Genomic DNA, 21,095 nt, shown 5'->3' on the forward strand with positions numbered 1-21,095 from the left:
TTTGGAAAAATGTCGAAGAAAGGACTTTTAATACTAATCGCGTCAGTTGCTGCCTTAGGTGGTTTACTCTTTGGTTATGACACAGGTGTTATAAACGGCACCCAGTATTATTTTAGTAAATATTTTGAATTAAGTTCTGCCATGAAGGGTTGGGTAGTGAGTAGTGCTTTGCTAGGGTGTCTCGTTGGGGCACTGATTGCTGGGCCTATGACTACAAAGATTGGCCGTAAAGTAACACTTATTTTTTCAGCGGCACTTTTCACAATTTCTGCAGCAGGTTCTGGTTTACCCCCGTTTTTACCTGAGAGTGTTGGTTTATTAGTTTTCTTTAGGGTTGTAGGGGGATTAGCTATTGGATTGGCTTCCATGGCTGCACCAACCTACATTGCTGAAATATCACCAAGAGATAAAAGAGGAGTATTGGTGACATTCTATCAATTGGCTGTAGTAACTGGTTTTTTTGTGGTTTTCTTAGCAACTTATTATATCGGTGAAAGCTATGCTACTGAACAAGGTAAAATAGATTCAGGCTGGCGATGGATGTTTTGGTCTGAATTAATCCCATGTATTATCTTTTTTGTCCTTACTTTATTCATTCCTAAAAGCCCTAGATGGTTGGTATTGGTTGGAAGAGATGAAGAAGCTAAAAAAGTGTTAGATTCTTTGCATGAAGAAAAAGAAGCCGAGATTGAATTATCTGAAATAAAACTTTCCTTGGCTAAAGAAAGAAAAGTTGAAAAAACTAAGGTTAATTTATTCCAAAGAGGTGCTTTAGCCATTATCTTAATTGGTTCTTTATTGTCTTTATTCCAACAATTAACGGGGATTAATGCTGTGTTATATTATGGAGGTGATATTTTTGAAAAAGCTTTAGGATATACGCAAGATGATGTATTAGCCCAACAGATTTTGCTGGGAGCTGTGAATTTTGTATTTACGTTTGTGGCTATGTTCACAGTTGATAAGCTAGGTAGAAAGCCTCTGATAATGATTGGTTCGTTCGGTATGCTTACGGGATTTATATTGTTAGGAGGTTCTCTATACTTTGAGCAAGTTGGCCTAATTTCCCTAATAGGAGTCTTATTATTCATTGCTTCATTTGCTATGAGTATGGGACCCGTTACATGGGTATTACTTTCTGAAATGTTTCCAAACAAAATCAGAAGTATTGCAATGTCAATAGCAGTGGCTGTTCAATGGGGGGGGAATTATCTTGTTTCTCAAAGTTTCCCAATTATTGCTGATAGTCAGCACAATGAAGTTGTTTGGAATAAATCTTTACCTTATGTCATTTTTGGAGCATGTATATTATTGTTGATCATATTTACAAATAAATATATCATTGAAACCAAGGGAAGAAGCCTTGAGGAACTAGAAGATATATGGGCTGATAAGTACGGTAAAATTAAATCATAATAAATATCAATATTGATTATTAGAAAGCTTATTGAATCAAATGCTCCATTTGTTTTGATAAGCTTTTTTACTTTTATTTAAAAAAATACTTATATTTTTCTAATATATGTACACTTTGGAAAAAGATTAATCATTTTAGGTTTATGATTTTAATAAGCTAGTATAGATGATTTATTGCTAAATTCTGTAAATTATAATATTTGTATTATTCAAGTAATTCAATTTTATTTAAAATCTTACACCAACCTTTCTCAACCTTTCTGTGTCATTACTACTGAGACAATAGGAAGGATATAAATATGAGAAGATTTTTTACCACATTTTTGTTACTAACAATAGTAGCGTCAAGCTTAGTTATCAGTAATAGTTATTATAAGCAGGATAATTCTCAATATTCTGCACAGAAATCAAATGAGATACAGAAATCCATTGATTTAACTGAAGCGGATGTGTACGATTCTAAGAGAAATACTGTATTTGTTAGTGTAAACAACTAATAACTAATCCGATTCTGATTATATTTGAGTCGTACTAATTCTTATACAGTATGGCGCTTTATTTAGCTCGATTTATTCTTTGGCTCGGTGGTTGGAAAGTATCCGCGAAAATACCTCCAAATGTTAAAAAAGCAGTAATGATCGCTGCGCCTCACACTTCAAATTGGGATTTGATCTGGGCAAGATCTGCCTTTTACATTCTCAAAATACCTGTACGTTACACTGTTAAGAAAGAACTATTAAAAGGTCCTTTGAAATGGATTTTGAATGCTTTTGGTGCTATTGGAATAGACAGGACACACAAAGGCGGTAAAAAACAATCCATGACAGAGGCAATGATTCAGCTTTTTGATGAACGTGAGGAGCTAGTTATATTAGTAACACCTGAAGGTACTCGAAGTTATCAACCTGAATGGAAAACTGGTTTTTATAGAGTAGCTGAAGGTGCTGGTGTACCAATATTATGTGGATATTTAGACTATGAAAATAAAATAGCTGGAGTCGGTCCTAGTTTCTCAACAAATGGAGATATGTTTGAAATTATTGAAAAGATCAAAGATTTTTATAGACCGATCAAAGGAAAATATCCAGAAAAAGGGGTGCGCTAAGTTTTACTTTTCTTTAAAGTCTAAAGAAGCAGAATTTAAGCAATATCTTAATCCAGTCGGCTTTGGTCCATCTTCAAAAACATGTCCCAAGTGACCTCCACAGCTAGCACAAACAACTTCTGTTCGAACCATTCCTAAAGAACGATCTACGACTTCCAGAACGTTTTGATCATTTAAGGGCTTATAAAAACTTGGCCAGCCCGTCCCACTTTCGTATTTTGTTTCTGAGCTAAAGAGTTCAGTCTTGCAACCATTACAAATAAATATACCTTCTTTTTTAAAATCGTTATATATTCCTGTAAAGGCTCTTTCAGTTCCTTCTTCTCGTAAAACCTTATATTCTAGCGGACTTAAAATTTCTTTCCATTCTGCTTCAGTTTTTTGCACCTCAAAAGTGTGCGACTTTAAACTTTTTTTGTTTTCTGAACTATTGTTTTGTTGTGCACATGATTGAAAACTTAATGCTAAAAGAATAGCTACCACACTTACCGATTTCCCTATTTTAATTCTTTTCATTTTTGTAATATTATTTGCTTGTTGCTTCTTATACTCATTTACATATATAAAGTTTTGTACAATTTGAATTATGGTTTAGCGTATTCAAATTTTTTCAGCTTTGTTGTTCTTAGATATTCATATAAACCCGAAATAGTCACGGTTCCTGCAGAACTAATATCAACCGAGCCATCTTCTGCAATCAATTTTTCATCCAAATAAGCATGCAGCACTTTTCCTATTATCAAAATGGTATCATTTGCTGTGATTAAATGCTCCTCTTTAAATTTTAGTCCTAATTTGATATGAGATTCTTTAACATAGGGTGCATGAAATCTGTCAAAATACTCCTCTTCAAATCCACAAGCTTCAAATTCCGATGTCTTTCGATCATATTTGGCGGAAGTTTGATGAGCTTTTTCAATAAAGCTTTCGTGAACATGATTAAAAGTATAATAACCTGTTTTCTTTATGTTTTCATAGGTGTGTCTGTCAACAGTTGTTGGTCGCAAAATGAAACCCAGAAGTGGAGGTTTAGCACCCAAATGGATAACTGAATTGAAGATTGCCAAGTTCGTATGGCCATTTTGATTAGCAGTTCCAATCAAATTGGCACTCTTAAATCCTGACACTGTGTTAAAGAAATTAGCTTGGTATCGACTTTGCATCTTAGAGATGGAGTCTGTATCTATGTGTAGCATCTTGGCAAATCGTTTTAGTAAATACCAATTAGATCTTATTTTGTTTGCTTTGGCTGAAAATTAGGAAACATTCTTTTTCTGTTAAGCTTTTCAGCAGTAAATTCAAGCATATGATTGCCTTCCAAAATATTGAGAAAAAATTTGATAATCAATTAGTGCTGAGAAGTATTAATTTAGAAGTGACAGAAGGAGAGCTAATGGTTTTGTTAGGAGCAAGTGGAAGTGGAAAAACTACTATGCTCCGAATGATCAATGGTTTAGAAAACCCTGATTCCGGTTCCATTAGGATTGTAGATAAGGATTTAAGAAAACATCAACTATATAACTTAAGAAAGCAAATAGGCTATGTTATTCAGAAAGTTGGGCTTTTTCCGCATTATTCGGTTTATGATAATGTTGCATCAATCATGAGATTGAAAGGTGAAAGTGAAGAAATTATTAAAGAGAAAGTATATAGATGGTTAAATAAAGTGGGATTGTCACCTTCCGTTTATGCTAAGAAGTTTCCATCTGAATTAAGTGGTGGTGAAGCACAAAGAATCGGGTTGGCAAGAGCACTAGTTGCCCATCCAAAGATGGTTTTGTTGGATGAACCATTCAGTGCCCTGGATCCCATATCCAGAGTAGGAATCAGAAATGAGTTTAGACAAATTCAACAAGATGAAAAACTTACAGCAGTGATGGTAACTCATGATGTGCTGGAGGCCGTAAGTTTGGCAGATCGGATTTGTTTGTTGGCCAATGGTGAAATTCAACAATTGGGAACTCCGCAAGAAATATTATTTCAACCTAAAAATGATCTAGTAAAGAATTTCGTAAAAGGTGATCAATTCCAAGCTTCCTTGGCTTCTGTTTCTATATCTGAAATTCAACCATTTTTAGAACAGAATATTTTGAAAGAATCAAATGATCGTATTTCTGTTCTTGATTTTTTACAGAATTCCGATAGTCAGCAGCATGCATTGATTATAGAAGCTTTTTATAAATGGAAGGAGGCTAAAGGATGATGTCATTTTTTGAATTCTTGCTCAAGAATAAAAGGGAAGTTCTAAAGCAAATATTAGAACACCTTGAATTGACATTAGTCTCTTTATGTATTGCGGTAGTATTGGGTGTTGTAATTGGTGTACTGATCGCCATATTCAGAAAATCGACCCAAACGGTTCTTTCAGTGATCAATACCATCCAAACTATCCCCAGTTTAGCTTTATTGGGCTTTCTGCTGCCATTTTTTGGGATCGGAGTAGTTCCTGCCATCATTGCACTATTTCTCTATGCTTTGCTTCCCATAGTGAGAAATACCTACACAGGGATAATCGAGGTGGATGTCTCTGTTAAGGAGTCTGCAATAGCTATGGGAATGAAACCTGTGGAAGTTCTATTTAAAGTGGAATTACCTCTGGCTTTGCCATACATCATGGCTGGAATTAGGACGGCTTCTGTTATAAACGTGGGAGTGGCCACATTAAGTGCTTTCATTGCTGCAGGTGGTCTAGGTAAATTTATTCTTCAAGGGATTCAACTGAATAATACCAATATGATCTTGGCTGGTGCGATTCCTGCTTCATTATTGGCTTTATTTTTCGATGCTATTTTAGGCAGAATTCAGAAAAGTAGTTTTAAAGTCATTCGTGGGTTTTCAGTCATTCTGTTTGGAGGGGTTTTGTTCTATCTCCTAATGTCTGCTTTCCAAAAATTGAATATTGCATCAGACAAAAGTGATTTGTTAGGTGGATTTCCTTCCGAATTTGTCTATCGTGAAGATGGACTACAAGGGTTATTCAAAGCTTATGATTTCGAGCTGGATTATGTTGAAATGGAAATAGGATTGATGTATAAGGCGTTGGCCAGTAAAGAAGTAGATGTAATTAGTGGATTTTCAACTGATGGAAGAATTAAAGCCTACGATTTGAAAACACTGGTCGATAATCGTAATTATTTCCCTCCTTATGAGGCAGCACCTGTTGCTAGAAAATCTATTATTAACAGATATCCCAAAATTCGCACAAGTCTGAAAAAACTGGAAAACCAGATCAGCAATGCGGAGATGATGGAAATGAATTTTAAGGTAGATGAACAAAAAATGCAACCCGAAGAAGTGGCACTGGAATTTCTTGAATCCAAAGAAATGCTAGGGAATTCTGATAATGTAAATCTGTCAACGGAATCAATTAAAATTGGAAGTAAGGCATTTACTGAAAACTACATATTGGCTCATCTTTTTAAATTGATCATTGAGGAAAATACTGATTTGAACGTAGAGCTGAAATTAGGTTTTGGTGGCACTAAATTATTGATGGACGCCATGAAGAATGATGAAATTGATATATATCCTGAATATACGGGCACAGCCTTATTATTGCTTTTGGAAACAGATGGAAAGGAGAGAGCTAACTTAATTTCTAATCCCGAAATGGTATATGATTTCGTGAAAAAGGAATCCAGTAGTCAATTTCAATTTGAGTGGTTCCCAACGCTAGGATTCAATAATACCTTTGCCATTTTGATGCGAAAAAAACAAGCAAAAGAATTGGGTTTAGAAACTATTGAGGATTTATCGGTACAAATTGGTGTTAAAAATAAACTCCATGATAGGTAGTGTCCTATTATGGAGTTTTAATTTCAACTTTTTCTGAGCTTTCAATAAATTACGAATGCCTTCTTTATTATTTATTCAGAAAAGCAGAGTACATCCAAACCAATTTTTCTTGTTCTCGAATATAATCACTCATTAATGCATTTGTTCCTTCATCATCCGCATCAGATGATAAAGTAAGCAATTCCCGTTGAAATATAATTATTGTTTTAAAGGATTCTAATATATTTTCAATAGCCTTTATCCCATCTTTTACTTCTACACTTTCCTTAATTTTAGAAATTGATCGGTAATCGGCATAATTATGTTTGGGAGTATAACCTAAAGTTAAAATCCTTTCTGCTACCTCATCAATTTTTAAGATCAAATCGTTGTACAATTCTTCAAATTTCACATGAAGTTCAAAGAATTTTTCACCTTTTATATTCCAATGATATCCTCGAGTATTTTGATAAAAGATTGAATAGTTTGCAAGAAGTTCATTCAGTTTTCCTGCTAGTTGTTTTGCTTTTTCATTATCTAGCCCTATTTGATTTTTTATGTTCATGTTTTTGATTTTTACTAATTTAGTATTTTATTTTCATATTTTTTGTAGCAATTGTTGCATAGGGAATCACAGTAGTATTACTGTCTTATTAGTAGTATGTACTTCCTTTCAGTCTGCAAGCAAGAAACTTCCAGTCGGTGGTACACAGACCGGAAGTTATCTTTTCCCTCTTAATCAGCCTCAATAATCTTCCTTTTATTAGGTGAGAGTGCTAGCAGAGGCACATCGGTATGGAAAATCAAGGATTTGCTTTCGCTCTTTCCAAAAAGGCTTTCAAACAATCCCTTCTTTCTAGGTAACACTACCAATAGATCAATTTTATTGTTGTCAGCGAATTCATCAATTCCCTCTTCGACATTTTTGTTGACCATGAAATGATACTGATGAGGAAGTCCTTTTAAATGCAATTCAAGATTTTTAGCTTCTTCGGCTTTCTCTTTATCCAACATGGGTTCTTGACTTACATGTATCAAATGGATTTTAGATGAATAAGCCTGTCTGATTGCTTTTACTGGATCCAACAACTCTGCTATAATTCCTTTGTAGTCACTTGACAATGCTATATTTTTAATGTCTTCATATTTAGCTTCTCCTGGAATTACCAATACAGGTGCTATTTCAGCTTTTATTACTCGGTGTGCATTGGTTCCTAAAATCACTTCATCTATTCCACTCACTCCTTTAGTGCCCATGATGATTAAATCTACAGGATTATCAAGGGAATATTCTTCAATGGCATCTTTTACGTAGTTCTCAGTTTTTATAGTCTCATATTCGAATTCCTTTAAAAGTGGAAGTTTGTCTTCTAATTGATTGAATTCTGAATCGATGTACTGCTTTATATCTACCTCGCTTTCACCCACATCGTAGGCTATATTTAAATCAGCGTAGGCTAAGGGTACTGTATACGCATTCAGTATTGTAATTTCTGCCTCTGGATTTATTTGTTTAGCAAATTGTAAGGCATATTCCAATGCATTTAATGCACAATCGGAAAAATCGGTTGGGACTAATATGTGCTTAATCATGGCTTCTATTTTTTATAGGTTAAGAATTTCAACTAAACGAATCACATTGATTTACTGATTTTGTGATCTGTATCATAAATGTAGAAATAACTATAGTGAGATTCACTGACCTCAATTAGTTGAAAACCTGATATATGTCATTATTAGTGACGGAAGAGGAACAGATTATTTAAGCAGATTCTCTCTTTCTATATTCAGTCTTTCTTAGCCTCATTCTTCTTGCTAATTGTAAAAGTAAAATCGCCAAAAAATAACTTCCAATTGAAATCGGGATGGTTAGAGCTAAATTGCCCAAAGCAAACTGCTTGAAGAATAAAAGAACTTGTCGGACAGTTTCATTTTGAACCTCCACATCAGGAAGAGTGTTGGAAATGCTACTGCCAATTTTATAACTCAACCAGAAAATAGGGATTATAGTGATGGCATTCCATACCATCATGGAAAGCAGAACAGCCATTTTGTTAAGCTGTTTAAAAATAGTCATAAAGCCTATACCTATTGCTGTACTAAAACCAGGTGTAGGCAAGAGGGCAATCATTGTCCCAAAAGCATAACTAAAGGCTATGGAAACATCTGATTTATCCGAGCTGAGTACCGCAATAGTGTATCGTTTGAGCTTAAATATATATTTGTCTTTGTAAAAACGTATTCGTCTAACCGCCCACTTTTTTAACTTTGCTGTAGCCATCTTTTTGTAAAACTTCTAGTATTTTATCTCGAAAATCACCTTGAATTAAGATTTCACCATCTTTCACACTACCACCAACACCGCATTTTGATTTTAACTGTTTTCCTAAGGCTTTTAAGTCATCTTCCCTTCCAATAAAACCAGTAATCAGACTTACTTTCTTACCTGCTCTGGCTTTCTTATCTAATTGCACTTTTAAATTTTGCTCCGAAGGCGGTATTGTTTCTTTTTCTTCTTGGCTTTCATAATCATATTCAAAATCATTAGAAGTTGAATAAACAATCCCGTCTCTATGTTTTTTATTTTTCTTACTCATCTTGGTTATCCTATAGTTATATACGTATAAAGCCTCCAAAAATCTGGATATTTGAAAGCATTATTTCTATTTCAAATCAAAATTAAGAAAGCCTAAGGTTCTGTCAAATTCCGAAGAAATATTTGCTTTTATATGTACAACATCACCGCTTACAGGATGTTTAAACTTGACTTCCTTGGCATGTAAAAGCATGCTATCCATGCTCCATTTTTCCTTGAATAATTTGTTCTGTTTATTGCACCCGTGGGGTCGATCCGCTATTATGGGATGATCAATATGAGCTAAATGCTTTCTAATTTGATGCATTCTTCCAGTTTTGGGCTCAACTTCTAACAAAGAATAGCGAGAAGTTTCAAATTTTCCTAATGGAACATCGATTTCAGTTTGTGCTAAGGTTTGATAATGGGTAGTAGCTTCTTGAACTTGGCCGTTTTCTTTTCTCAATGGATAATCAATTGTACCTTCTGAATCCGTAAATCCTCTTACAATGGCCCAATATGTTTTTTCAATTTTCTGATTCCTAAATACAGCAGTCAAACTGGAATTTACTTCTTCGCTTAGTGCAAACAGGAGTATCCCTGAGGTTTTTCGATCTATCCGATGAACAGGATAAACCTTTTGACCAATTTGGTCTCTCAGGAGTTGCAATGCAAATAAATCCGTCTCGGTAGCTATTTTTGTGCGATGAACCAACAAGCCATGCGGCTTATTGATGGCAATTATATGCTCGTCTCTATATATTACTTCCAGGGATGTCTCACTCACCACTTATCTCCTTTGAATATTTCTTCCACCAAGCATTATCACTATCATCATCTACTCTAAACCATTTACCTTGAGGATGGCTTAGTAAGGGGATTTGCCTCTCAATTGATATGTTTTCCAATTCCAAAATCGGTTCAAACCAACTGTGCAATGCCAAATCAAAAGTTCCCCAATGAATTGGAAATAATTTTCCAGCCCTCATTTGTTGAAAAGCATCAACAGCCTCTTTAGCATCCATATGAATATCGTGCCAAGCATCATTGTACGCTCCGATGGGCATAATTGCTAAGTCAAACGGTCCTAGTTTTTCATCAATTTCTTTGAAGCCATCAAAAATGCCAGTATCCCCTCCAAAATAAATGTTTTCTCCCTCCATTTCAATCACCCACGAGGCCCAAAAAGTGTTGTTTTGACTAAATAATCGGCCACTAAAATGACGTGCTGGAGTGGCAGTGATACTAATTCCATTCTCGGTATGAGTATCCCACCAACTAAACTCTTTTATTTTTTCTGAAGGTACTCCCCAGTATTCTAAACTAGCGCCTACGCCAGTAGGTACGTAAAAGTATTTGGTCTTAGCCGTAATCTTTCTGATGGTCTCATAATCCAAATGGTCATAGTGGTCGTGGGAAATCACTACAGCTTCTAATTCCGGAAGATTTTCAGCTGATATTGGTGGGGCACTGAATCTTTTTGGACCCATAAACTGGAAAGGCGAAGCTCTTTCGCCCAGCATTGGGTCTGCCAGTACATACTTTCCATTTTTGTAAAACAACATTGCAGCATGTCCTAACCAATTCACTTGTAAAATACTGTCGTTTTCTAGCTTATTTGTTTCAGTAAAAATGTAGTCAGTGCTAGGGTTTGTCTCCACGTCTCTTTTAAAGTAATTCCTTACTATTTGTGGAACCTGACTAAACTCAGCACTTTTAGTTTGTACCGAGTTAATAAACTTCCCTTTAAAATAGTAAGGAGACTGAGCCATTTCCTCCGAATTTGGAGCTTTACCGACAGAAGGGACAAAATATTTTACCATATAATAACCTAAAAAGAAAAAGGCTACTACGATTAGTAAGCCTTTTATGATTTTTAAAAATGTTTTCATTAATCCTATTAAACTGAAAAATGAATTTAAAGTTCTAGTGCAGCTTAAGCAGTCACTTTGCCGTATAGTTCAGCTCTTTGTTCCTGGATTCTATCATCGTCCATATACTGGTCGTAAGTTTTTAAACTGTCGATAGCCCCGTTAGGTGTAAGCTCTAAAATCCTATTTGCCACTGAATTGGTAAACTCGTGATCATGCGATGTAAAGATAACAGTACCAGGAAAATCCTTAAGGCCATTGTTAAAAGCCTGAATAGACTCCAAATCAAGGTGGTTGGTAGGTTCATCTAACATCAATAGATTACCACCTGTAAGCATCATTTTTGAAACCATACATCTGACTTTTTCTCCTCCAGACAATACATTCACGGATTTGAAAGTCTCTTCTCCAGTAAATAACATCTTACCCAAGAACCCACGGATGTAAACTTCATCTTTTTCATCTGAATAGTTTCTCAACCAATCGATTAGGTTTTCATTGCCTTGGAAATACTCATCATTATGATTTGGTAAATAGGCGGTCGTGATGGTTTGTCCAAATTTGAAACTACCTGAATCAGCTTGCATATTGCCGTTCAAAATTTCAAATAAGGCAGTGGTCGCCAAACTGTTCTTACTTAAAACAGAAATTTTATCGCCTTTATTCACAAATAAATCTAAATCCTTAATCAAGACTTTATCTTCTACGGATTTATTCAATTTCTCTATTTGTAAAATTTGGTCTCCTGCCTCTCTTTTTTGATTAAAAATAATGGCAGGATATCTACGAGTAGAGGGTTTTATATCTTCTACATTGATTTTGTCTAATAATTTTCTTCTACTTGTAGCCTGCTTCGATTTAGAGGCATTGGCACTAAATCGAGCAATAAATTCTTGTAATTCTTTCTTTTTTTCTTCCGCCTTTTTGTTAGCTGATGACTTCTGGGATAATGCTAATTGACTAGATTGATACCAAAATGAATAATTACCAGAGAACATATTGATTTGACTGAAGTCAATATCTACTATATGCGTACAAACGGTATCTAAAAAGTGTCTGTCGTGAGAAACTACAATTACAGTATTTTTAAAATCTAATAAGAAATCCTCTAGCCAGGCAATGGTGTAAATATCTAAATCATTAGTAGGCTCATCGAGAATCAAAACGTCAGGATTACCGAATAGAGCTTGTGCTAAAAGTACTCGTACTTTATAATTACCTGTAATGTCTTTTAATAATTTATAGTGATGCTCTTCCTCTATGCCTAGTCCGCTCAAAAGTGCCGCAGCATCGGATTCAGCATTCCAGCCATCCATTTCAGCAAATTCTTCCTCCAATTCTGATACCTTGATACCATCTGCTTCGGAAAAATCAGGCTTGCTGTATAGTTCTTCTTTGGCTTTGATGTTGTTCCACAATTTATCGTGTCCCATCATCACTGTATTCAACACAGAGTGCTCATTAAATTCATTATGGTTTTGCTTTAGGACAGCCATTCTTTTGCCTGTGTCTAAGCTTACAGAACCTTTGGTAGGGTTTACTTCTCCAGAGAGAATTTTGAGGAAAGTGGATTTTCCTGCTCCATTGGCACCAATTACACCATAGCAGTTTCCTTGTGTAAATTTGATATTTACTTCATCAAATAAAACTCTTTTTCCAAATTGGAGGGTTAAATTACTGGTATTAATCATAGCATTTTTTCAATCAGAGCGCAAAGGTAAGGATATTCATTGAGAGTGGTAAGCTTTAGTAGAGAGTTATTTAAGAAAAAATACAATATGATAATCTTGAAATGGAATTGGAGCTACAAACCAAGTTCCATCTTGTTTCTTTGTTACAGTATTGATTATTTACTAAAATGCACTAAATTTAAAAGCGTTTATTAATTAATTAATGGAAGAAAATCAGGAACAGCTTGCTTCTCAATGGCATTCATTTTTGCAAGATTATTTTCAAAAGCTTATTCAGGAAAAAAAGGATTTTATTATTAGCCATCTTGAATTTGTAAAAGAGAAAAAGCCAACTCAGTCTGAAAGTATAAGTTTTAAGGAAACTGATGAGTATAAGCAAGCAATTTTTGAATATATCAAAAACACCATCGCTGAACGACCTCACTTAGAGCAGGCAAACTTTGAGAACCTTCACGGATCTTTGATCGAAGAATTTAAAAATAATTTAATCAACGTTCCTGACATTATTATTAAACACCAACAGGCAGCAAGATTTCATATTCAGGAACAAGATGGATTTGGCTTAAAATTTAGAAAGGTTTTTAAGATTTTCTTTTTTAGAATGGGAAAGCTACCGCAGCATTTCACCAATCTTTTTAGGAAGAATAAAAAGCCTATTGTTTTTTGGAAGCATCAAATTAAAGCAAAGACCTTATTTCAGAGACATTTTCTCAACGGTTTTCAGCAAACTTTTAATGAGATTAGTCAAGAAATATTAAGAGAATTTACAGCTTCTTTAGATCGGCTTAGAGCGTATGAAGATCTTCCCGTTGATAAAAATCAGCAAGATTTCCAGACAGAAGGAATTGGCTTTAATGAGGATTTTTTTAAAACGATTAAACTAAATATCAATGAAAAGTACGTTCAGTTATGTGAGATTTATGATTCAGAATTTGAGATAGCAGGAACAATTGAATTAAATGATAAATTACTAACAGCAAAGCGCCTAGAAAAAGAGTATCATCAATATAATAAAAAGTTCTCTAAAGGGGTTCACAAATGGAATAATACAATTTACGCGCTTTTCGAAGATTGGCGCTCCGAGTTGGAATTATCTGCTTTACAATCATTCATACAAGAAAGTATTGAAGGCTTAGATTTAAATGTAGCTGAATGGAATAAACAATTGCAGAACAATTATATCCACCCAATCGAACAATTTTTGGCCGAAGCTCAAGCTACATTTAATGAGCATGGGAAAACAGAGGAGAATATAGCTAAAAAGATAACTCAAGTAAAGTATATCACAAATATGCAGTTAGACAAAGGCTTGATTCAAAAGATGCAAGAGAGTTTATCTAAAAACACGTTCCTCAACGAGTTAGATAGATTAGAATATCTGGTAAGCGATCGTATAGAAAAGCTTGGAACTGAGTATGTAGTAACCAAATCTAATCAGTTTGATGGGCCTTTGGATGATAGTGAATTGTCCTGTATTTCTAATTATGAATTATTATCATTTGAGATTGAACCTAAATTAAGTGATAAACTAGAAACTTTGAAAAGTGTTATTTTTCAGAAGATGGGTAATTTACTTGTTAAGGTGGGTGATATTGATGAGATTGTACAATATGTATTGAGCACAGCTTCCAATTCGTTAGATGCAGAAGCAGATGAGAATGAAGCAAGAAATATTATTGTTGATGGGTTCGAACGAGCTGAAAATACAGCTAAAGAAGTAGGCGCTGATTTTCAAGAGATTATCAAGAATGCACAGATAGAATTAAATGAAATGAGTGCAGAATTGATTCAAGAACTCCAAAAATTAAAGGCAAATGAAAACGTATCTGCTGTAAAATTAAGAATCAGCAAAGCGAAGGCTATTCAAAAATCTGAGGCAATTACACAGCAGGCTTTAGATTTTACAATGCGTTATTATAATATTCTCAAGGAATTCGCCTTAAGGTATTACCAAAGGGCTTGGGAGTTAAAGGTAGCATTATCAAAGCGCTTTTTGTCTGCAACAATCGAAAATGAACCTAATCGTGCCGTTTCTGACTTTTTAAATGAATCTAATCAAGTCATTGAGGGCTTGCCAGTTATCTACAAGAAGTTGTATGCAATTGAACCATTGACCGACATGGTTCTTTTTGAAGGGAGGGAGAGTGAGATTGAAAAAATATCAAAAGCCTATTCTGCATGGATAAATGGCAAGTATGCTTCCGTGCTGATCACCGCTGAAAAATGGAGCGGAATGACCTCTCTAATAAACTATGCAGTGAAAAATATTAAATTCAATATTGTTCCAATACGCATAGAGCTGAAATTTAATGACCCTGATCCGCAAGTTTTATTTAATAGTTTATCTGAGCAATTGGAGGACGGATTGACAGACAAACAGGCAATTATCGACTATCTAAATGCAGGTAAAAAGCGTATCATAATTTTTGAGAATTTGCAGAAATTATTTTTGAGAAAACTGCACGGGCAGAAATCTTTGGTCGAATTTGTTGATATAATGACAGCCACTCAGAAAAATGTATTCTGGATTGGCTCCATGTCTATTTATACTTTTGAATATTTGGAAAGGTCTTTAAAAATGAGTGCATTTTTTAGTTATCATGTGCCATTGGAGCCTCTAGAAGACGATGAAATAAGTCAATTGATAATTAAAAGAAATAGAATTAGCGGCTTCAAAATTAAATTTGAGGCTTTGGAAAAAGATGCAAATGACAAGAAGTTTAAAAAGCTTGATGATCGCGAGAAGCAACAGTACTTAAAAGATCGATTTTTCAAAGATTTAAATAATTTTGCCAAAAGTAATATCAGTATGGCATTAATGTTCTGGTTACTATCCACCAAAAATGTCGATGATCAAACCATCATTATCAGAAGCTTCAAAAAACCTGACTTTAGCTTTTTATCCTCCTTAAAAAGCGATAGGGTATTTATTGTACAAGCTTTGATTATGCACGATGGACTAAATGTAGATCAACTTGCAATCGTGTTGTCGTACAGCAAAACCAAAGCGAAATTCCTACTTATAGAACTATTAGAGGATGGAGTTTTGATAGAGAAAGGAGGCCAATTTTTGGTGAACCCAATTATTTACAGAAATACTGTTCAACTACTTAAATCAAAAAATCTATTATGAAAACTGGACAGGTAAAATGGATTCTCTGCTTTCTTCTTGCGTTTTTTCTTTTAAATATTAGTCAGGCGCAAGACAGTACGGAAGTTAGCAAGGACAGTATTTTTGAAGGGAAAGATCCAATTGTTTCAAGCCTACCACAAATTAGGATCGATTCAATTCAAAGTCCTGAAGTTAAAGTTGATTCCAATAAACTAGTAAAGGAAATAGGCAAAAAAGGAACCAATAATAAATATTCAGAGCCGATCTCTTCAATTAAGAAAGATGCTGTAGCTGATACACTAGTTTTAAAGACGGCTAGTGGTTCGGAAGAGGGTGGGATAGACGACAATAAAATACAAGAGTTGACAAACTTGGTTTCTAGTGGAAATATATTCTATACCATTGTATTTCTGCTATTTGGTTTTGTTTTTATTCGAATCCTTACTTATATCCTAAATGCCTTAGCGGAACGCAGCACCAAATACCGAATTGCCTTTAAAGGCTCAATCCCAATTGTTAAAATCGTGGGTTGGATGATCGTACTGATTTTAATAATTGTAGTTATTTACAAACCATCAGTCGCATCAATGCTAGCCGTGTCCGCTTCTATCGGAGTTGCTATAGGTTTTGCTTCACAAGATATTTTAAAGAATATATTTGGAGGAATTGTCATTCTTTTAGATCGACCATTTGTCTCTGGGGATAAAATAGAGGTGGACAAATACTATGGTGAAGTGGTTGAAATAGGTTTGCGATCAACACGAATAGTTACACCAGATGATTCTTTAGTTTCAGTTCCGAATGCAGTGATGATGAACAGTTCTCTATCCAATTCCAATGCTGGAGAGCCGAACTGCCAGGTAGTGGCTGAAATTTATTTGCCACTGACAGTTGATACGATTAAAACGAGAGAAATTGCCACACAAGCAGCCACAGTGTCTAAATATATTTATTTGGGAAAGTCGATTACTGTACTTTTCCTGAATGAAGTGAATAATACCAATTCATTTTATAAAATGAGAGTTAAGGCGTACGTGATGGATATTCGTGATGAGTTCCGATTTAAAAGTGATATGACAGAATTAATTATTACAGAATTAGTGAAAGAAGGCATTCTCGATGGCAAATTTTAAAAAGTAATAGTAGATGCTTTCTGAAAATGCATATATTTCGATTAATTTGTATAAAATAGCGACTCATGCATAAAGTTCTATCAGTCCTTCTAGCCATTATTACAAGCAACCTATGTTGGGCACAGCAAGAAATACCTAAAAGCTTAGGTTCCAACGTTAACTCATCATATCAAGAAACAAAGCCCGTGATTTCACCTGATGGTAATACCTTGTTTTTTGCGAGACAGAATTACCCTGAGAATTATTCAGGTTCTAAAGATCCTCAAGATATATATATTGCTCAGCGGCAAAATGGATCTTGGTCGGAGGCTCGAAATATTGGAGAGCCCTTGAATGATAAATATCCTAATGGAGTAAGTTCAGTTACGCCTGATGGTAATACTTTGCTGGTTATTAACGGCTATAATGAGTATGGAGACGTGCTGGATGGTGCTTCTATATCTTATAGAAAAGGTGGACGATGGCAATATCCTCAGATGATTTACATTCAAGAATTTTATAATTTAAATGAATATATTGATTATTACCTATCCAATAATGAAAGAACCCTTTTATTAGCAATTGAAACGGAAGAAAGCTTTGGTGATCAAGATTTATTCGTCAGTTTTAGAATTGATGAAAGGAATTGGTCTAAGCCTGTAAATTTGGGTGGACAAATTAATACCACATCTCCAGAATTCTCCCCATTTCTCGCAGCTGATAATAAAACACTATTTTTTTCCTCTTATGGTCACAACGGATATGGCGATGCTGATATTTTCTATTCCAAAAGATTGGATGACAGCTGGCAGAACTGGTCAAAACCCGAAAACTTGGGTGCGGATGTAAATTCCAAAGAATTTGAAGCGTATTATACAATTGATGCTGCAGGAGAAAACGCCTATTTTGTAACTACTAAGGGCAGTATAGCGGGTTCTAAGGATATTTATGAAATGATACTTCCTTACAAATTTAGACCTGACCCTGTCTTGATTTTAAAAGGGGAGGTACTTAACGCTTCAAATGGTGATAATTTAGAAGCTCAAATTGAATTTGTTAATACTAATAATTATGAGAAGAAGGAGGATGTCATTTCCGATGCAGAAACTGGGTTTTCTCACATTTTAGAAAGTGGTACGCTCTATCAGTATGTAGCTGTAAAAAAAGGATATATTGGAATCCTGCAATATCAAGATTTAACTAAATTAACTGAGTACTTCGAAAAGGAGCAGAAGTTAGGAATGCTTCCTGTTGCAGTGGGCTCTGAGATTCCTGTTCATCACATTACTTTCGTGAGTAATGCTGATATCTTCAGATCTGATGCATATTTTGAATTAGATAGGTTTGCATCTTTGTTACAAAGCTATCCTCAAATGCAAATTGAAATCACAGGACATACTAACCAATTACCATTAGCTGCAGAAAATGATAGGTTAGCTTATAATAGAGCTAAAGCTGTGAGTGAATACTTTGAAAAGAAAAATATTCATCGCGATAGATTGAGAATAAAAGGTGCTGGAGAAAAAAAATCTTTCTATTCAATTACAGATTTAGCCTTAAAAAATGGAATTGCACTGGAAGATCGGATTACCATAAAAATAATTAGTATGAATTGGGAAAAACCGAAACCAAAAGATACTGACCAAGATGGTATTATTGACACCGAAGATGATTGCCCAACATTAGCAGGAGTTGCTGAAAATAAGGGGTGCCCTGAAATTACTGAAGAAACAAAGGAAGTACTCAAGGAAGCCTTGGAAGGAATTGAATTCGAGTTGGCCTCTGATGTAATAAGAGAACAATCCCTGCCGATTTTGGATAAAGTCGTAACTGTAATGAGAGAAAACCCTGATTACAAATTGAAAATTTCCGGACATACAGATAATCAAGGAAATGATGATGCCAATTTGTTACTGTCCCATAAGAGAGCACAAGCCACTAAGAGGTATTTAATGGATCATGGTATTGCTATTTTAAGATTAGATGCTGTAGGATATGGAGAAATGCAACCAGTAGAAAGTAATGACACAGCTGAGGGCAGAAGAAAAAATAGGAGAGTGGAATTTGAGATTGTATTTGATTAGTGCAAGTCGCTTAATTCCCCTTAAGGGATACTTTATTTAGTACAATCGAGGTATTTCTTTGTTATTAGTCGTTAAATAATATATTATCATAACTATTTATGTAGTTAATTTTAAAACCGATTATTACTAAAAACTTATTGTAAATGTATTTATTTGGGGCAAGTGGACATGCAAAAGTAATTGTGGACATTCTTTTATCACAAGAGGTACAGGTTATTGGATTTTATGATGAAGATGAAACCAAAAAGGAACTTTGGGGGATTCCTGTGCTCGGTAAAACGATTGAATTTAAAGGAGCTATCGAAGAATGTATCGTATCAATAGGCCAAAATAGTACCCGTAAAAAAGTAGTTGATCAATTAAAAAATGCTGAGTTTGGTACTGCAATTCATAAAACTTGCAATATTGGCTCGCATGTTGAAATTGGAGAGGGAACGGTTATTATGGCAGGGGCTATAATTAATGCGGATACTAAAATTGCAGAGCATGTGATTATCAACACTTCGGCAAGTGTTGACCATGATTGTAAAATTGGAAGTTTTGCTCATATTGCACCAAATGCTTCCCTATGCGGTGGCGTAGAGGTAGGAGAAGGGACTTTAATAGGGGCAGGAGCGACTGTTATTCCACTAATAAAAGTAGGTAAGTGGTGCACAATAGGAGCTGGGGCAGTTGTTGTGGAAGACATTCCTGATCACTCGGTTGTGGTAGGAAATCCAGCAAGAATAGTTAAATAAACATTATAGATGACGGAGATCGCAATTTTTGGATCAGGTGGCTTTGGCAGGGAAGTGAATTTGATAGTCCAGCAATTAATAAAAAAGGGCTATCCGTATCATTTTTTGGGCTTTTTTGATGATCAAAATAAATCAGAAGAATTTGGTGATTTGTATTTAGGTAATACTGAAAAGCTTAATAATTGGGAGAGACCCATTTCAGTTGCTGTAGCAATTGGAGATGGTAAAACTAGAAAGAAGGTAGTGCAGAAAATAACGAATCCTAAAGTTGAGTTTTCAAGAGTGATATCTCCATATGCTATATTCAATGATCTTATTCATATTGGAAAAGGTAGTATTATTTGTGCTGGTGCTAACCTGACCACGAATATTAAAATTGGAGATTATGTGGTAGTGAATTTGAATGCCACAATTGGACATGATTGCCAGTTAGGCAATTATAGTTCTTTGATGCCTGCTTCTAATTTAGCTGGAGATGTAAAATTAGGAGAATGTGCTTTTGTTGGTAGTGGTGCCAATGTTCTGAATGGTTTGGGAATGGGTGAAAATTCTGTTTTGGGGTCTGGTGGTGTGCTAACAAAAAACCTGGAAGCTAATAAAACAGCGATTGGGATTCCAGCAAAAATTAAGGATCAGTGAGTTTATATCAGGATTTTAAGCCATCAATTCTCTTTCTAGCCAAGTTCATTGGCTTATATATCATCTTGAATGTTATCTATGGCTTCTATTTGGACGCTGCTGAAGGAAAAGCTGATATTATGACGCAGTGGGTAACGGAACAAACTGCAGCAATCATTGATCTTTATGAAGTGGAAATTTCTACTGGTCCAAAAGAAGATTTAAAAAGCATTTATATTTTTAAGGCCGATAGAGCCGTTTTATCAGTTTATGAAGGATGCAATGGGCTGAATGTAATGGTAATTTTTCTTGCTTTTCTCTTTGCTTATGGAAATGTTGGTAACAAAATGTTGTGGTTTATTCCCTTAGGATTACTGGTCATTCATATATTTAATCTTCTACGGATTCTGTTATTATTTCATGTTACAATATCAATGCCTGATTTCCTTTATTTCAGTCATAAGTATTTATTTACTGCATTTATTTATGTTGCAGTTTTTGGTATGTGGGCACTTTGGATTTTTAAAGTAAATGAAAAGTAAAGACTGGCTGGAACCAGATAGGACGCTTAGAGTAGCACTTATAATTATAAGTTTAACCGCTTTAGCTATTGTCTTTATAGGGCAACGTTTTGATTATAGTTTATTATTTTCTGAATCTTTGAATTCAAAATATCAGTTTATTGTCAATAGAACAATTAGGTTTTTGATCAATGATAATTTGGTTCTTTTATTGATTTATGGCTTATTTTATAAGAAAAAGTATGTGAAATTTGGCTTGATGGTTGAAGCAGTAGGTTTTTTCTTCTTGTTGATACCCTATTTCATTTTACGATTTAACACGTCCATCGACCATATGTATATTAGTTTTATCCATCGATTGATTATAAATCCTACTTTGATGGTGCTTTTAATCCCGGCCATCTATATTCAGCGTACAAAAAATTAAATGCTAAGAGTATAAAGGTTTTTATAGAGTTGGAGAAAGATATATCTATTTG

General features: G+C 34.7%; 21 protein-coding genes. 12 read left to right on the top strand and 9 right to left on the bottom strand.

Annotation, left to right across the window (positions count from 1 at the left end; all coding sequences use genetic code 11):
• Positions 1-9 precede the first annotated feature (9 nt).
• The 3 genes from AAC601_RS08835 to AAC601_RS08845 all read left to right on the top strand — a co-directional run bounded on the left by AAC601_RS08835 (position 10) and on the right by AAC601_RS08845 (position 2,521).
• A complete protein-coding gene (locus tag AAC601_RS08835; RefSeq protein WP_303268830.1) occupies positions 10-1,416 on the top strand; it encodes a sugar porter family MFS transporter in 1,407 nt (468 codons plus the stop codon).
• A gap of 299 nt (positions 1,417-1,715) precedes the next feature.
• Entirely contained in the window at positions 1,716-1,913 is a 198-nt protein-coding gene (locus tag AAC601_RS08840; RefSeq protein ID WP_303268831.1) for a hypothetical protein, read from the top strand.
• Positions 1,914-1,963: 50 nt separating this feature from the next.
• Entirely contained in the window at positions 1,964-2,521 is a 558-nt protein-coding gene (locus tag AAC601_RS08845) for a 1-acyl-sn-glycerol-3-phosphate acyltransferase (RefSeq protein WP_303268832.1), read from the top strand.
• A gap of 3 nt (positions 2,522-2,524) precedes the next feature.
• Here the strand turns inward: AAC601_RS08845 and msrB are convergent, their stop codons facing one another.
• Both msrB and AAC601_RS08855 read right to left on the bottom strand, forming a co-directional pair.
• Positions 2,525-3,037, bottom strand: a complete 513-nt coding sequence (msrB, locus tag AAC601_RS08850; protein ID WP_303268833.1) for a peptide-methionine (R)-S-oxide reductase MsrB — start codon at positions 3,035-3,037, stop codon at positions 2,525-2,527.
• 68 nt (positions 3,038-3,105) lie between these two features.
• Positions 3,106-3,717, bottom strand: a complete 612-nt coding sequence (locus AAC601_RS08855) for a flavin reductase family protein (protein WP_303268834.1) — start codon at positions 3,715-3,717, stop codon at positions 3,106-3,108.
• A gap of 110 nt (positions 3,718-3,827) precedes the next feature.
• Between AAC601_RS08855 and AAC601_RS08860 the strand changes: the two genes are divergently transcribed.
• Both AAC601_RS08860 and AAC601_RS08865 read left to right on the top strand, forming a co-directional pair.
• On the top strand, positions 3,828-4,724 hold the full coding sequence (locus AAC601_RS08860) for an ABC transporter ATP-binding protein (RefSeq protein WP_303268836.1): 897 nt from the start codon (positions 3,828-3,830) through the stop codon (positions 4,722-4,724).
• Entirely contained in the window at positions 4,721-6,316 is a 1,596-nt protein-coding gene (locus AAC601_RS08865) for a glycine betaine ABC transporter substrate-binding protein (RefSeq protein ID WP_340153033.1), read from the top strand. The genes AAC601_RS08860 and AAC601_RS08865 overlap by 4 nt, the downstream gene beginning before the upstream one ends.
• A gap of 67 nt (positions 6,317-6,383) precedes the next feature.
• Here AAC601_RS08865 and AAC601_RS08870 read toward each other — a convergent pair whose 3' ends face one another.
• From AAC601_RS08870 to AAC601_RS08900, 7 genes are all read right to left on the bottom strand, one after another.
• The gene (locus AAC601_RS08870; protein ID WP_303268839.1) at positions 6,384-6,860 is read right to left on the bottom strand and encodes a Dps family protein; all 477 of its coding nucleotides are present in this window, start codon (positions 6,858-6,860) and stop codon (positions 6,384-6,386) included.
• A 170-nt stretch (positions 6,861-7,030) separates the two neighbouring features.
• A complete protein-coding gene (locus tag AAC601_RS08875; protein ID WP_340153034.1) occupies positions 7,031-7,888 on the bottom strand; it encodes a universal stress protein in 858 nt (285 codons plus the stop codon).
• 169 nt (positions 7,889-8,057) lie between these two features.
• Complete coding sequence (locus AAC601_RS08880) at positions 8,058-8,576, bottom strand: DUF2062 domain-containing protein (RefSeq protein WP_340153035.1); 519 nt, start codon at positions 8,574-8,576, stop codon at positions 8,058-8,060.
• Complete coding sequence (locus AAC601_RS08885; protein ID WP_340153036.1) at positions 8,542-8,892, bottom strand: translation initiation factor; 351 nt, start codon at positions 8,890-8,892, stop codon at positions 8,542-8,544. The genes AAC601_RS08880 and AAC601_RS08885 overlap by 35 nt, the downstream gene beginning before the upstream one ends.
• A 66-nt stretch (positions 8,893-8,958) precedes the next feature.
• The gene (locus AAC601_RS08890; RefSeq protein WP_340153037.1) at positions 8,959-9,657 is read right to left on the bottom strand and encodes a pseudouridine synthase; all 699 of its coding nucleotides are present in this window, start codon (positions 9,655-9,657) and stop codon (positions 8,959-8,961) included.
• Positions 9,650-10,762 (bottom strand): MBL fold metallo-hydrolase, encoded by a 1,113-nt coding sequence (locus tag AAC601_RS08895; RefSeq protein ID WP_340153038.1) that lies wholly within the window; start codon positions 10,760-10,762, stop codon positions 9,650-9,652. The genes AAC601_RS08890 and AAC601_RS08895 overlap by 8 nt, the downstream gene beginning before the upstream one ends.
• Positions 10,763-10,806: 44 nt before the next feature.
• The gene (locus AAC601_RS08900; RefSeq protein ID WP_303268845.1) at positions 10,807-12,432 is read right to left on the bottom strand and encodes an ATP-binding cassette domain-containing protein; all 1,626 of its coding nucleotides are present in this window, start codon (positions 12,430-12,432) and stop codon (positions 10,807-10,809) included.
• Between the two features lie 202 nt (positions 12,433-12,634).
• On the opposite strand from AAC601_RS08900, the gene AAC601_RS08905 reads away from it, so the two are divergent.
• The 7 genes from AAC601_RS08905 (at position 12,635) to AAC601_RS08935 (ending at position 21,043) form a co-directional block, all read left to right on the top strand.
• Positions 12,635-15,565 carry a hypothetical protein gene (locus AAC601_RS08905; protein ID WP_340153039.1) on the top strand — a complete coding sequence of 977 codons (2,931 nt, stop codon included), beginning with the start codon at positions 12,635-12,637 and terminating at the stop codon, positions 15,563-15,565.
• Entirely contained in the window at positions 15,562-16,677 is a 1,116-nt protein-coding gene (locus AAC601_RS08910) for a mechanosensitive ion channel domain-containing protein (RefSeq protein ID WP_340153040.1), read from the top strand. The genes AAC601_RS08905 and AAC601_RS08910 overlap by 4 nt, the downstream gene beginning before the upstream one ends.
• A 65-nt stretch (positions 16,678-16,742) precedes the next feature.
• Positions 16,743-18,740, top strand: a complete 1,998-nt coding sequence (locus AAC601_RS08915) for an OmpA family protein (RefSeq protein ID WP_340153041.1) — start codon at positions 16,743-16,745, stop codon at positions 18,738-18,740.
• 143 nt (positions 18,741-18,883) lie between these two features.
• Positions 18,884-19,477 (top strand): acetyltransferase, encoded by a 594-nt coding sequence (locus AAC601_RS08920; RefSeq protein WP_340153042.1) that lies wholly within the window; start codon positions 18,884-18,886, stop codon positions 19,475-19,477.
• Positions 19,478-19,486: 9 nt separating this feature from the next.
• Complete coding sequence (locus AAC601_RS08925; RefSeq protein WP_303268850.1) at positions 19,487-20,116, top strand: NeuD/PglB/VioB family sugar acetyltransferase; 630 nt, start codon at positions 19,487-19,489, stop codon at positions 20,114-20,116.
• Positions 20,113-20,637, top strand: coding sequence for an exosortase family protein XrtF (gene xrtF / locus AAC601_RS08930; RefSeq protein ID WP_340153043.1), 525 nt, complete (start codon positions 20,113-20,115; stop codon positions 20,635-20,637). Before AAC601_RS08925 ends, xrtF begins: the two co-directional genes overlap by 4 nt.
• Positions 20,627-21,043 carry an exosortase F system-associated protein gene (locus AAC601_RS08935; protein WP_340153044.1) on the top strand — a complete coding sequence of 139 codons (417 nt, stop codon included), beginning with the start codon at positions 20,627-20,629 and terminating at the stop codon, positions 21,041-21,043. The genes xrtF and AAC601_RS08935 overlap by 11 nt, the downstream gene beginning before the upstream one ends.
• The last annotated feature ends 52 nt before the right edge of the window (positions 21,044-21,095 follow it).

This window comes from uncultured Marivirga sp. (assembly GCF_963974845.1).
In the GTDB taxonomy this organism is placed as follows: domain Bacteria; phylum Bacteroidota; class Bacteroidia; order Cytophagales; family Cyclobacteriaceae; genus Marivirga; species Marivirga harenae.